Consider the following 13,335-nt stretch of genomic DNA (forward strand, 5'->3'; position numbering starts at 1 on the left):
ATAGCGGAAGCTTTTATTTTCCGCTATTTTCTGTTCCAGAACTGAGATAGGAATTAGTTAATCCCTACTAATTCAATTTCAAAAACCAGATCCTGCCCAGCCAAAGGGTGGTTGGCATCTACTGAAATTTTATCATCAGCAACGCTGGTTACGGTTACAGGAACAACCTGACCTTCGCCATCTGCGTGCATATTGAGTTGCATACCTACTTCAAAAGGAATGTCTTTGGGAAGGTCACTGCGGTTAAACTCAAAAACCAGATTATCATCAGAAGGGCCATAGGCTTCAGCCACAGGAATGTGAACGGTTTTCTTTTCGCCCACCTGCATTCCGGTGATACCTGAATCGAAACCGGCGATAACCATACCGCTACCCAGCGTGAATTCAAGGGGGTCGCGACCTTCAGAAGAATCGAAAACAACACCGCTGGTGAGTTTACCTGTGTAGTGAACGCGAACCTTGTCGCCAGATTGAGCTGCCATGAGACTAGTAATTAGAGTTTGTATAAAAAAATCAGCCGAAGATGTGCATAATCATGCCCAGTTCAAGCCTGTTGTTGTTTTCTTTTCTATAAAAAAGCTTTTCCAGCCAGGGTAACCATAACGCTGTCCAGGCTAGAGGAACGGGGCAAAGGTAGAGGTAAATTTTCATTCCGGCCTTTTGTGATTACTTTTGAGGACCGTAGAAAGTATGAACCGCCTTCCATGAAAATCAGAAAATACGCCTTATTAAGCCTGTTGATTCTGGGCCTGGGTGCCTTCCTAACCTCCTGTAAATTAACCTTGGACCCGGCTTTGGACGCTACGGACGTGCAAATTCAGATCGAACTGGAAGAAAGTCTGAAAAATGCGGGCCTATCTCCGGTAAATACGCAGGTATTACTTCAGGACCGGAATGCCGGACAGCAGTGGATGGCCACAACGGATGCTTCGGGGAGAGTCACCTTTCCGGGAGTAGTAGGCGGGGTGTATTCGGTCATTGCCCGGCGACTTGTTCAAATGCAGGAATATTCAAGTTATACGGGCATTCCCGTTGATCAGGACGTGGTGCTGATAGATTCGTTGATAAACGTAAATTTTACCGCCAGTAACACGATTCCGACAAGGCTTACGCTGAAAGTAAATCCGATGGGGAACTGGGTTATTAAGCAAGTCTATTACGCGGGGTCAGACACCCTGAATGGAGCTGGAATTCGGGACCAGTTCATTGAAATTTATAATAACTCGAACGCCGAATTATACGCTGACAGTTTGTGTGTGGGCTTATTGCAAGGGGTGCGAAGCCGGAGTATTTTGTCTGAGTTTCTGGTAGCCGAAACCGGGCAGTATGACTGGAGTAAATCCTTGAATATCCCAGCTGCTTTGAGAGATAAGGCTAATACCGATTATGTCTACGCTCATACGTTAGTGATGATTCCGGGAAATGGTAGTCAGTATCCCGTCAAGCCCGGAGAAAGTATCATTATTGCTCAAAATGCTCAAAATCATAAAACGGGTTATGTGGGTCGGGACGGGAAAATGATCCCCACCAAAACCGCAGGCCTGACGGTAGATCTGAGTCAGGCAAATTTTGAATTTTACCGGGGTATTCGTCCTTCTGACGTGGATAATCCAGCCGTTCCTAATGTTACTATCATCAATGCCAATGCCAGCGATTTGGAAATGGCTCCGCAGGGGCTGGATGCGGTGGTGATTTTCAAAGCTCCCCAAAACCTTCTGGAGTGGCCCCGAATACCACTGCCTACGGTTCAGACGATTACGGTTAATACACTCTACAATTTCCAGATTCCTACTACTTATCTGATTGATGGCGTGGAGCTACAGCCTTCGTCAACCCAAACGTATCCCCGAAAGGTACCCGTCCGCCTGGATGCTTCTTATAAGTACGTTCCCGGCGGAGCGTATTCTTCACAATCCATTATTCGAAAAACGGTGAAAACCATCAATACCCGGCGAATATTGGCTACTACCGCAAATTCACAAACTGATTTTGGTTACTTCGAAAGAGCCCAGCCTCGTGGGTTTCAGTAAGTAAGTCCATTTTATATTGATCATCAGTGTCTGTCATTCAGAGCGAAGCGAAGAAGCTTATGACCTTTTTCGAGTTGGTTGGGTCATGCGGTAACTTGACTAAACTAGCCCCGTCGCATTCTACCCAAGGTCTCTTGTTGCGTTCGGAGAACCCCATTCGCAGTCGCTCGGCTCCAGCCGAGTGACTACGAAATTTCAAACCCACTTAAACTTTATCAAACCTCCTCAGCAACAGGAAGTAACTCAGGAAGCTGAACGTTGCTGAGCAACTCTTCTTCGAGCAAAGAAGCCCAGGTTTTCATATATAAAACAACATCTTCCCGAACGTTATGCCGCATCTGATTTCTCCGTTCCAGAGGAATCAGGGCTTTAATTTTAGGGTCAGAGAGCCGTTCCAGGTGTTGGAGATCAGAGGTGGTTAAGCCATGATTTAATAAATCTGCAATTAGCAAATCCATGGGTAACCCGCTGGTAGGGCAATATTCTTCTATTTGTTCCCGCCAGTCTCCCCGGCCCTGTAATGCAAATTCGTGAATATCCGCTTTGGTTAACTGAGTTAATTCCTGAGCGAGGTTACCGCAATTGCAGCAACCCATGTGTCCCCACATATAAGGAGAACCCTGCTGAAGTTTCTGAGCTGTCCGGCGAAGAGCCGTTAGTAAGCGAAGCGATGCATTGGCCATAGTGCGTTGCTGAAAGTGACTTTAATAAAATTAACAAAAGCCCGGAATTATATTGCTGAAAATGGGTTACTTTTTGTAAATTCAAAAGGAATTTATTCAATATTGGGGACTTCCTGTTACCTTGTCTACCAGGAAAATACAATAGTTGAATCAGGGAACGTTACTAAATCATACCTACGGTTTTCTGAAGTATTATTAGGGTGTATGAAAAATATCTTCTGGCTATTTCTTATTCTGCTCAGCATTTCAGCCTGTTCCCAAAGAGCCTATACTCCGCAACGAACTTTCGAAGTAAGTCAACTTCAAAAAGACCTGAAGATTATGCGGAAAGGACTCGAGTCGGGACATCCGGGTTTGTATTGGTATACCCCAAAAGCCCAACTGGATTCGGCTTTTGACGCTACCGCTCAAGCCATCACGCAACCCATGACGGAGGCAGATTTTCGTCGACTGCTGGATCCGCTGATTGAAATGGTACACTGCGGTCATACATACCGTTCGGGGTTCTAAAGGCTTCGAACGCTGGCGGAAGCACCATACGCCAAACGACTTTCCCCTGAGTGTTTTCGAGGTAGACAACCGAATTTTTATCTCCTCGAATATGAGTAATCAGCCGGAGCTTTATAAAGGCAAAGAAATCGTGAAAATCGAAGGCCGTCCGGCATTAGATACCTACCACTCGTTGCGGAAAATCGTGATTTCGGATGGATATAACCAAACGTTTAAGAATACGACTATTCTTAACAATTTCCCGATGTATTACCGCTACTGGTACGGTGAAAAAGATAAATATGAGGTGACTATTCTGGACTCGCTGAAGCAGGAGAAAAGTTATTTCGTAGCGTTAAAGAAAAACGAGAAAAAGGTTAGACCTGCGAACATTCCACTCACACCCACCACGCCCGTTACGGGGCAGGTGCGGCCTCCTGAGCCTGCCATGATTCGAATATACGGCAGCAAGAATGCCACATTATCTATTTCCAAACGCGATTCCAGTCTGGCCTTGCTGGACCTGAACACGTTTAGTATGGGTAATTACCGCAAACTATACCGGAAGTTATTCCGTGAAATTGAGCGGAATCACATTCAGCATCTGGTTCTCGATTTACGCAACAATGGAGGAGGCAAAGTAGCCGCCAGTAACTTGCTGATGCGGTATCTGATGCAGGAGCCGTTTCAGGCTTACCGATCCGTAGAAAGTTTACCTATTAAAAAAGAGTACAATCGTTACACCAATGAGCGGGTTGCCCGAATGATCCTGATGAAGGTAATTTGCAAAAAAATGGACGATGGGCGGCTCGTCATTCGCAGTGCCACGAGAGTGCAAAAGCCTAAGAAAAAACACGGTTTTCACGGCGACTTATACATCCTTACCAATGGAGGCTCATTCTCCGCTTCTTCTATAACCACTGCCAATCTTCAATTCTGGAAACGGGCCGTGGTAATTGGACGAGAAACAGGCGGGGGGCGTAACGGCTGTACGGCCTGGGCCATTCCTTACATGACCTTACCCGAAAGTCAGGTTCGTATTCGGATCCCACTTTTTAAGGCTCTAACTGCGGTAACAGATACTAACCAAGGTCGGGGCGTAATGCCCGATTACCCGGTCGCTTTCACTTCGATGGATTTCATGGGTAACCTTGATCCAGATCTGGAGAAAGTCTATGAGCTGATCCAGAAGACTACACTGGTAAAGAAATAGGATTCTCGTATATAATAGTTTTTCTACTTTTTAACCTAATCATGGGTTTTTCAACTATAAACCAAGAGAAATAGGCAAAAGGACTAACAACTATTAGAGATAAAAAAGCAAATAAAGCAACTGAAATTTCTGGTAATAATTGTAGTAAGATTTGCTGTAGAGGAAAGGAATAAATATAAATACCGTAAGAGAAGTCGCCATATTTGCCGAAATTATTCAGAGATCCCTTGATGAAGGATAGATAAAAAACTACATAAGGGAGTAACAAATAATTTATTACTCGGCTATAAGGAAAGTCTAAAAAAAGGTTGCTAGCTATAAATAAAGCTACAGCAGTAGAACCGAGATTTTTGGTTATAGGAAATCTGTCCTGGTAATACTGAAATAGCATACCCGCCATAAAGTATATAGAAAATTCTATGAAAGGACCGGGAGACATATTTAGGCTAGGATAGTAATTATTAATTATATCTGTATTCTGAAGTTTTAGATCAAGTACTATCAATAGACAAAAAGTAATAAGCAAAACAAAAGAGGTTCTAAGTAATTTTAAACGTAAGGCGAAATAGAGTAATAAATAAAAGGTAAATTCATATACTAACGTCCAGAGCGATCCATTGACAATGGGACTATTATTCACTGTATCAAAAACTCCGGGTAATCCCTGTTGGGAATGATACAATGAAAGATTTAACAGATACGCATAGGTTTGTGGCTGAGTAAGATAATCTAAAATAGGTAGTCGCGTTACGGATAAACCGAAAAGAAAAACAGAAATTAGAAGAGCTATACACAATCCGGGAAAGATCCTTAATGCTCTTTTGGTAAGATAATTGACAAAGGAGCTACTATTGAGAGCACTTTTGAGGATCAGGAATCCGCTGATGATAAAGAAAATCCGTACACCATAAAAGCTAAAGGATAGATGGTTGGCAGTTAGATTTCGTAGAGGTTCAAGAGAATCTTTTTTCTGTAAGTCGTAACTATGAGAAAAGAGTACACCTACCGCCGCGATGAATCGAATAAAATCGAAATTATTTTGAGTTTTTTTGAAGGTATAGGTTTGATTCATAGGGTTAAAAGTAGGGGGTTAATCGTTTATAAATTTCTTCCATACCCCGATCTGAAGGATGAGAAGAAACGGCTTGGTTTATAAATTGATTATAGGCCGTATTTTTCTGGGTGTTTAGGGAAGTTAGCTCTATGTAGGAGTACCCTTTCCGCTTACAAACCCTTTCTATGGCGGAGCTTGCTTCCCATCGTTCCCAAAAACTTCCTGTGCAAATTACCTTTCCCTGAAAATCAAAATTGGTCAGGTAAGCTATTAACTTCTCGAAATGAACCTCAAATTGGCGTTCATTTACTTTTTTATCTTCGACATTATCACCAATCCTTACAATTATTAAATCAGGTTTGAAAGCTAATTCATTATTAAATAAACTCCAATCAAAATTATCACCATAATTAACTTCGAAAGAACTTCCTTTATTAGTCACTAGAAACTGGGTAGTTGAATTCCTACTAGACAGATACTTTTTTACTAAAGAAACATAATCTTTATCAGCAGCAGAAGCAGCCATTCCCCAATCGCCTTTCCAGCCTATTTCTGGAGCTGGACTATGGCGAGTAATGCTATTGCCAATGATAAGTACTTTTTCAAAATTGAGTGTGTAACTATTGGTAGCTGTTGTAGATACATTTTTATCAATTCTATTGCGTACCTGAATATTCACGGAACTTTCCAATTGCACACTATCTCCCGTTTGCCAGCTTTTTCCATTATCTAATGAATATTCTAGAATGGCATTCGTCTGATTGGACTGAAAATGTACAGTGGTTTTATAGGGCACTAGTCCTGAGCCTAGAGATAAAGTTGGTGTTAAAATAGTCTGATCAACAAAAACATCTTCCTTATTTTTGCATTCACTTAATGCAAGGGCTAGAGTTATGATACTTAGGTATAGAAAGATAATCTTCAAAATCGATTGCATATCGTAAGAATTTTGATTGAATATCAGAAAGTTATAGAACAGTAACTGATAAGCGGACACTAAATTAAAAATAAAAAACTCCCTTCAATGAGCTAACATTAGAGGGAGTTTTTTTATTTAATCCGTATTTTACTCAATTACCCGAACAGGCACTTTCTCATTGAATAGAAAATACTTCTTATCGCCGTTAAAATTCAGATTAACGATGTTCTGCTGATCATCGAAAACGTCGGTTAAGGCCGATTGCTGAAGCTTACAACCTTTGATTGGATCGCTGAAGGGCATTTCGATGAATACCCAGGTGGCATCCATTTCATTCTGCTTGCCAACGTACTGATAAGGTTTGATAACTCCCGCTGCGTTGGTAAACTTGTAATGTTTCCGAACGTAGGCTTCAACTAACTTGTCGTTCGCATCTTTATCCAGAATACGAATTTTTGGACCTTTATTACCCCGATTCAAAGCCGTTTCCAGATCGTCGGTAAAGAGCTTGATCTCTACTTCAAAAGCTTTGTTTTTCGGATTATAACGCATTTCAGTCAGGCTATTATGAAAATCATGCTTGCCCGAATCAAAAGCGGTAATTCCCGAAAACCCAATGACCAGCAGGGAATAAATCAGCCAACGGTTTAGCTTACTCACCATCATCTATTACTTAAACAGGTCATTTCCGACAGCAAATACCATTAACCCTAACAGCAGGATGGTACCGATTTGCTGAGCACGTTCGAGGAATTTCTCGGAAGGAGCCCGGCGGAAAATCATTTCATACAACAGGAAGATAACATGGCCCCCGTCAAGAGCCGGAATGGGTAAAGCATTCATGAAGGCCAGAGCCATGGAAAGCAAACCCGTTACCGTCCAGAAGTGATTCCAGTCCCAGATTTCTCCGTAAAGTTTACTAATACCCACCGGACCGCTAATGGCGTCGCTGGCGGCTACTTCACCTTTAAAGATTTTACCAAAGCCTTTTACATTTTTTGCTACTACATCAAAGGCATCATACGTACCTGCTGCCACGGACTGACCGAAGTTGTAGTCTTCGTGAGCAGGTTTCTGCAAAGGAGTGCGGTTCAGGTATAATAACAGCTTTCCTTCGGGGGTAACTTTGGGCTTCAGCGTTTGAGTTTTACCTTTTCGGTTAACCACGACGTCCACTACTTTACCTTTATTAGCCGCCAGAGCGTCCGAAAATTCGTGGTAATACTTGATGGGTGTGCCGTTAATGGAGAGAATTTTATCACCCTCCTTAAACCCTGCTTCGAAAGCTGGGAAGCTCTGTTCTTTTTTACCCAGAATGCGAGCAAAAAGACCGGGTTTTTCGGGTTCGGCTACACGGGCTACGTCATCAAGCGTAGCAAAGGTGCTCAGGAAGCGTTCGGGGTTGTTATCGCGAGCCAGTAAACCAGCCAGATCATTACGAACAGGGATGGTTAACTCCTGACCATTGCGGTCGATTGTATAGGTGCTATTGGATTCCAGCAATACCTGGCCCACTACATCCTGCCGGAAATCTTTAACGGGCTGACCGTTCACTTTCAGGATTTTATCACCCGTACGAAGGCCAATTTCGCGGGCTAATTCACCAGCCACAATCCCGTTTTTATTTACCTCTGAAACGGGAATATAGTTGTACCCATTCTGGTAGGAAAGGGCCGAGAAAATGATGATCCCCGTAATGATATTCACAATAATACCACCCAGCATTACCAACAAACGTTGCCAGGCGGGTTTAGCCCGGAATTCCCAGGGTTTCGGCTCCGAAGAAAGCTGGGTTGCATCCTGCGTTTCGTCCACCATGCCCTCAATCTGCACGTAACCGCCCAGAGGAAACCAGCCAATACCGTATTCGGTATCACCAATTTTCTTTTTCCAGAGAGCAAAGTTTCCGACGTTGGGAAGCGGGAAAAGGAAGTCGAAAAAGATGTAGAATTTATTAACTCTAATTTTGAAGAGCTTGGCAAAGAAGAAGTGTCCAAACTCGTGTAATCCTACCAGTATTGAAAGGCCAAGCAATAATTGCCCTGCCATAATCCATCCACTCATTCGATTTGTTTTGCGTTTTTTTGAGTTGTCAGTGTACGGTTTTCTGTTTTCAATGATCCGTTCATGAATCACTAGGTTAACAACGAACCGTACCTGTATATTCTTCTAAATAATCGGTAAACTGAAGACAGTAAACTATTGAGATAACACAAAGATAGGGGGAAAGGATTCTCTTTAAGAAAAATTTAGAGATAAGGAAAGGTATTGAGCAAAAGAAGCCAGAGGGTTAGTCTGGCTTCTTGGAATGGAGATGTATCTATTACGATTAATAATCGGCACGATATCCTTTTACGGCAAAGAATACTACATAAGCAAAACAAACAAAGGGTACCAGCAAGGCTGCTGCTGCTCCAGAAGGGAAAAGTAAGCCAGCGACCAGCGGTAAAACGGCACCGCCTACGATACTCATAATGATCAGTGATGAAGCCATCTTCGCCTCTACACCCAGGTTTTTAGTTGCCAGTGCAAAGATGGTTGGGAACATAATAGACTGACAGAAATAGGTAAAGCTCAGGCAGATAACCGCAACCAGACCACCAGAGAGGGCAGCAATGGCCACAAATGCTACCGCAGCGGCGGAGTAAATCGCCAGCACGCGTTGAGCAGGCATGCGAGCCATGAGGGAAGTGCCTACGAAACGGCCCAGCATGAATAAAACCAGAGCAAAGGACGCGTGAAAACCGGCAATTTGAGTATAGGAAAGTGAAGAAGGATCCAGTCCGCTGATGCTACTAACGATTTTCATCCATCCTTCCGCCAGTACCCAGTGTTTTTCCCGGGAAAAATCAATTTTAAAGTCTACGAAGTACCCCCACAAAACGGTTTGAGCTCCCACATTGGCAAACTGGGCAATGATACCATATACCAGATGTTTGTGACGGAATAAATGCGTAATGGAAATTTTTCCGGCTGACTTTTCTTCTTCAGCTCCTACTTCCGGCATTTTCACTACGGCAAAAACCAAAGCCACGAGAGCCACAATGGACCCAATGGCCAGGTAAGGTCCCTGTACGGAAAGAGCTTCCTGCACCCGAATTGCCTCTGCTTCGGCTGCGGGTAGCTTAGCCAGCATTTCCGGGGTGTATTCCGTTTGGGAAAAAATAAAGAGAGCACCAATGATGGGACCAATAATGAGACTAATGCCATTGAAAGATTGCGAGAAATTAAGCCGCCATTCGGAAGTTTCAGGATCTCCCAGAACAGTTACGTAGAGGTTAGCCGCTGTCTCCAGAAATGCAATGCCGCTCGCAATCATGAACAGGGCGAAAAGGAAGAAAACGTACACGCGGGCACTGGCCGCAGGATAAAACAGGAAAGCTCCGGCGGCGTATAAAATCAGGCCCAGAAGAATTCCCTTTTTATAACCGAACTTTCGCATGACGTAACCTGCGGGCAGAGCCATGAAAAAGTAACCGAGATAAAAAGCAAAGTCAACAATACCGGCCTGAAATCGGCTTAAGTCCAGGGCAATTTGAAATTGTTTGATCAGTGTGCCATTGAGTGAATTGGCCAGACCCCATAAAAAAAACAAGCTCGTAACGAGAGCCAGAGGTATCAAATAACTGCCGGAAGCAGAGCCATTTTTAATAGTTACTTTTTCAGACGAAGGTCCAAGTGCCATGAAAATTAGGATTAGAGGAGGTATAAAATGATTAATAGGGTTGAGCTAAATGAAATAGATGAATCGAATTCATCTGAATATTAGGCATTAGCCAGAGCTCTGTCCAGGTGAACATAACCACCATCGACGTGAATAAGCTGTCCCGTCGTATGGCTAGATTTTTCCGAAAGCAGAAACGCGACAGTATTCCCTAATTCTTCGGTAGTCGTCATGCGTTGCTCGAAGGGAATGGTACGGGTAATTTCTTTCAGCTTTTCTTCGGGGTTAGGCAAGCCGTTAATCCAGCGTTCGTAAAGGGGCGTCCAGCTTTCCGCCACAATGACGGCATTTACCCGGATGCTGTATTTTAGTAACTCCACGGCCCATTCGCGGGTTAAGGCATTCCGACCGCCATTGGCAGCGGCATAAGCCGAAGTACCACCCTGACCCGTTTCTGCCGTTTTGGAGCCAATGTTAACAATAGCTCCCTTGGATTCTTTCAAGGCAGGGAGGGCGTGTTTGGCCATCAGGAAATAATGAATGACGTTTTTATGAAGTGAGGCAACGAAGTCTTCGTAGGAGCCATTTTCCAGTCCTACGCCATCATTAACCCCGGCATTATTAACCAGTCCGTCAATTCTTGCGAATCTATCTAGCGTTTGCTGAACGGCTTTTTCGCATTCGGAAGGTTGTGTTAATTCAGCAGGCACCTGAAAAGCCTGTCCGCCAGCGGCTTCAATTTCGGCGACGGCTTTCAGATTATCAGTCTCACTACGCCCTACAATCACGGGAATGGCCCCCTCAGAGGCTAATACTTTACTAATGCCTTCGCCAATGCCTTTGGCACCGCCCGTAACGATAATGACTTTATTGGAAAGGTTTAGATTCATTAGAGAATGCTTTTGATCTTGCTAGTTGAGTACGTCAAATCTCCGGTCAAAATTTCATTAAACCTCAATTTCTTTCCTAAAGAAGATCAAAAGCATAGAATGATAACCTTATAAACTATAAAAATCTTTAGCATTACCGCCCCAGAACTTCTCCTGTTCGTAGCTGGATAAAGAGCCGGTATACTCCTGTAATACCTGCACCCAGCGTTCGTAAGAAGAAGCCACCAGGCACACGGGCCAGTCGGAGCCAAACATAACCCGCTCGGGACCGAATGCTTCAAAAACTACGTCCAGATAGGGCCGTAACTGTTCGGGAGTCCATTGCTCCCAGTCGGCTTCCGTTACCAGACCCGATACTTTACAGCAGACGTTTTCGCGTTTAGCCAGGCTTTGAATATCTGCCGCCCATTTTTCAATTTCACCCGCTTTCACGTAAGGTTTTGCCAAATGGTCGACCACAAAAAGCTGATGGGGTAAACGGGTAACAAACTCGCGGGCGGTAGGTAAGTGCTTAGGATAGATGAGAATGTCGTAGGTATATCCGTACGTTTCCAGAGCTCTGATTCCGTCCATGAATTCCGTACGAAGCAGAAAGAGATCATCCGGCTCCCCCTGAACAATATGACGGAATCCTTTTAATTTGGGAAATTGCCTGAAGTATTCCAGGCGTTCGCTCACGAGTTCAGAACGAAGATCTACCCAGCCGACTACTCCTTTAATGAAGTCATTTTGCTCGGCCAACTGAATTAAGAAATCCGTCTCAATTTCAGACTGACTCGCTTGTACGGCCACACATCCATCGATGTTATTTTGTTGAAGAACGGGCTGCAAATCATTCGGTAAAAAATTCCGGCGAATGGGCTCCATGTCGGAAGTAATCCAGGCGTCGCGTACAGGATCAAACACCCAGAAATGCTGATGCGAATCAATTTTCATCCGTAGAAATTAGCTGAATAGTGGGGTAAAGCAATATGATTTAAGGTAAAAGTACAATCAAAAACTGATAAATTAGAAAAAACAAAGGCCGTCCCGAAAGAGACAGCCTTTATGAAAACCCGTAAGAAGGTTCTTATTTCTTCTTTTCCTTGATCTTCGCAGCTTTACCTTGTTTGCCACGCAGATAGTAGATACGTGAACGACGAACTAAACCGTGACGTACTACTTCGATTTTGTCGATGTTAGGAGAAAGAACAGGGAAAATCCGCTCTACACCAACGCCGTTAGATACTTTACGAACGGTAAACGTTTCACCGTTTGTACCTGAGTTTTTGCGTTGGATCACCGTACCGGTGAAAACCTGAATACGCTCTTTGTTACCTTCACGAATTTTAACGTGAACATTAAGGGTATCACCAGATTTGAAATCGGGGATGTCGTTCCGGCGAGCTGAATTGTCAGCTTCAACCAGTTTGATCAGATCACTCATGACCTCTGTAAGAGTTTTGTTAAAATGGTCTAACTCATTGATAGATCGGCAACATCGAATCCCACAGGTCGAGCGGTTGCCGAAATGAGCCGCAAAAATACGGTAATTTTCTGGGACTGCAAGAGTTTTACTTTATTTAATCACCTGTGCAACAGTTTTTTCCAAAGTATCATCCTTGAGTTTTGTAACGAACATTTATCAAACCTTTTCAATAATGAAAAAGAACCTTTTAACCGGACTTATCCTGATTAGCAGCCTTGGAGCCTCTGCTCAGGCCAGCAAAACCTTTAATGTTAGTAATTTCGACCAACTGGATTTAGGTTCTGCCTTCATTATCGATGTACATCCCGGTAAATTCAAGGTAGAAGTAGAAGGGCAGGAAAGTGACATTAATGATCTGGAGGCGAAAGTAAGCAATGGGAAATTACGCATTCGGTATAACGATTCTGACCGTTACTCCAATCGGAAACGGGTGGAGGTGCACATTACCATGCCGGCTTTGAAAGGCGTAAGTTTTAGTGGTGCGTCGCGTTCATCCATAACGGGTTTTGGAGCCGAAAACCAAATGAGTGTCGATATTTCCGGAGCCTCTCAGGCCAGCATTGAAGTGAAAGCCAAAACGTTGGATGTAGATGTATCTGGAGCCTCGAATGTAACCCTGACGGGCAACACTCAAAAATTTCAGGGAAATATATCAGGAGCTTCGTCTTTTAAAGCGGAAGGGCTCGAAGTGAGCCAGGCTACTATCGATGTGTCGGGAGCCAGTAATGCTCGCCTTTACGTAAAAGAAAAATTATCAGCCGAAGCCAGCGGGGCCAGTCGGGTGCGTTACCGGGGAAATCCGAGCGTAAATGCCAATACATCAGGGGCTAGTTCGGTGAGAAATGAATAATTTTTCAAATTTTAAACAATATTCCAAAAGTTGCATTCAACCAAAGTTTGAGGAGGTAAAGAATTAGATTGTCCT

General features: G+C 43.7%; 15 protein-coding genes. 4 read left to right on the top strand and 11 right to left on the bottom strand.

The genetic code is table 11. From position 1 onward, the window contains the following. Positions 1-53: 53 nt before the first annotated feature. Both QE357_RS05600 and QE357_RS05605 read right to left on the bottom strand, forming a co-directional pair. Entirely contained in the window at positions 54-482 is a 429-nt protein-coding gene (locus tag QE357_RS05600) for a peptidylprolyl isomerase (RefSeq protein ID WP_106636219.1), read from the bottom strand. 31 nt (positions 483-513) lie between these two features. Beyond that, entirely contained in the window at positions 514-651 is a 138-nt protein-coding gene (locus QE357_RS05605; RefSeq protein ID WP_307142324.1) for a hypothetical protein, read from the bottom strand. Positions 652-704: 53 nt separating this feature from the next. Here QE357_RS05605 and QE357_RS05610 point away from each other — a divergent pair, with 53 nt between their 5' ends. Further along, a complete protein-coding gene (locus QE357_RS05610; protein WP_309706367.1) occupies positions 705-2,030 on the top strand; it encodes a DUF4876 domain-containing protein in 1,326 nt (441 codons plus the stop codon). A 215-nt stretch (positions 2,031-2,245) separates the two neighbouring features. On the opposite strand, the gene QE357_RS05615 is transcribed toward QE357_RS05610, so the two are convergent. After that, positions 2,246-2,713, bottom strand: a complete 468-nt coding sequence (locus tag QE357_RS05615) for a hypothetical protein (protein ID WP_309706368.1) — start codon at positions 2,711-2,713, stop codon at positions 2,246-2,248. A gap of 204 nt (positions 2,714-2,917) precedes the next feature. Between QE357_RS05615 and QE357_RS05620 the strand changes: the two genes are divergently transcribed. Beyond that, positions 2,918-3,223: a hypothetical protein gene (locus QE357_RS05620; protein WP_309706369.1), complete on the top strand. Its 306-nt coding sequence runs from the start codon at positions 2,918-2,920 to the stop codon at positions 3,221-3,223. Then, positions 3,180-4,415, top strand: coding sequence for a S41 family peptidase (locus tag QE357_RS05625; RefSeq protein ID WP_309706370.1), 1,236 nt, complete (start codon positions 3,180-3,182; stop codon positions 4,413-4,415). Before QE357_RS05620 ends, QE357_RS05625 begins: the two co-directional genes overlap by 44 nt. On the opposite strand, the gene QE357_RS05630 is transcribed toward QE357_RS05625, so the two are convergent. The 8 genes from QE357_RS05630 to rplS all read right to left on the bottom strand — a co-directional run bounded on the left by QE357_RS05630 (position 4,396) and on the right by rplS (position 12,368). Then, positions 4,396-5,487 (bottom strand): acyltransferase, encoded by a 1,092-nt coding sequence (locus QE357_RS05630; protein WP_309706371.1) that lies wholly within the window; start codon positions 5,485-5,487, stop codon positions 4,396-4,398. The genes QE357_RS05625 and QE357_RS05630 overlap by 20 nt on opposite strands. 4 nt (positions 5,488-5,491) lie before the next feature. Further along, complete coding sequence (locus QE357_RS05635; RefSeq protein ID WP_309706372.1) at positions 5,492-6,406, bottom strand: SGNH/GDSL hydrolase family protein; 915 nt, start codon at positions 6,404-6,406, stop codon at positions 5,492-5,494. A gap of 129 nt (positions 6,407-6,535) precedes the next feature. Then, a complete protein-coding gene (locus QE357_RS05640) occupies positions 6,536-7,054 on the bottom strand; it encodes a DUF6702 family protein (protein WP_309706373.1) in 519 nt (172 codons plus the stop codon). Positions 7,055-7,057: 3 nt separating this feature from the next. Continuing rightward, positions 7,058-8,452 (bottom strand): RIP metalloprotease RseP, encoded by a 1,395-nt coding sequence (rseP, locus tag QE357_RS05645; RefSeq protein ID WP_307142329.1) that lies wholly within the window; start codon positions 8,450-8,452, stop codon positions 7,058-7,060. A 265-nt stretch (positions 8,453-8,717) separates the two neighbouring features. Continuing rightward, positions 8,718-10,073, bottom strand: coding sequence for an L-fucose:H+ symporter permease (fucP, locus tag QE357_RS05650; RefSeq protein ID WP_309706374.1), 1,356 nt, complete (start codon positions 10,071-10,073; stop codon positions 8,718-8,720). A gap of 80 nt (positions 10,074-10,153) precedes the next feature. After that, positions 10,154-10,942, bottom strand: coding sequence for an SDR family oxidoreductase (locus tag QE357_RS05655; RefSeq protein WP_309706375.1), 789 nt, complete (start codon positions 10,940-10,942; stop codon positions 10,154-10,156). A 108-nt stretch (positions 10,943-11,050) separates the two neighbouring features. After that, the gene (locus QE357_RS05660; protein ID WP_106636229.1) at positions 11,051-11,878 is read right to left on the bottom strand and encodes an amidohydrolase; all 828 of its coding nucleotides are present in this window, start codon (positions 11,876-11,878) and stop codon (positions 11,051-11,053) included. 133 nt (positions 11,879-12,011) lie between these two features. Further along, positions 12,012-12,368 carry a 50S ribosomal protein L19 gene (gene rplS / locus QE357_RS05665; RefSeq protein ID WP_106636230.1) on the bottom strand — a complete coding sequence of 119 codons (357 nt, stop codon included), beginning with the start codon at positions 12,366-12,368 and terminating at the stop codon, positions 12,012-12,014. Positions 12,369-12,582: 214 nt separating this feature from the next. Here rplS and QE357_RS05670 point away from each other — a divergent pair, with 214 nt between their 5' ends. Continuing rightward, entirely contained in the window at positions 12,583-13,260 is a 678-nt protein-coding gene (locus tag QE357_RS05670) for a head GIN domain-containing protein (RefSeq protein ID WP_106636231.1), read from the top strand. The last annotated feature ends 75 nt before the right edge of the window (positions 13,261-13,335 follow it).

Source organism: Siphonobacter sp. SORGH_AS_0500 (assembly GCF_031453245.1).
Taxonomy (GTDB): domain Bacteria; phylum Bacteroidota; class Bacteroidia; order Cytophagales; family Spirosomataceae; genus Siphonobacter.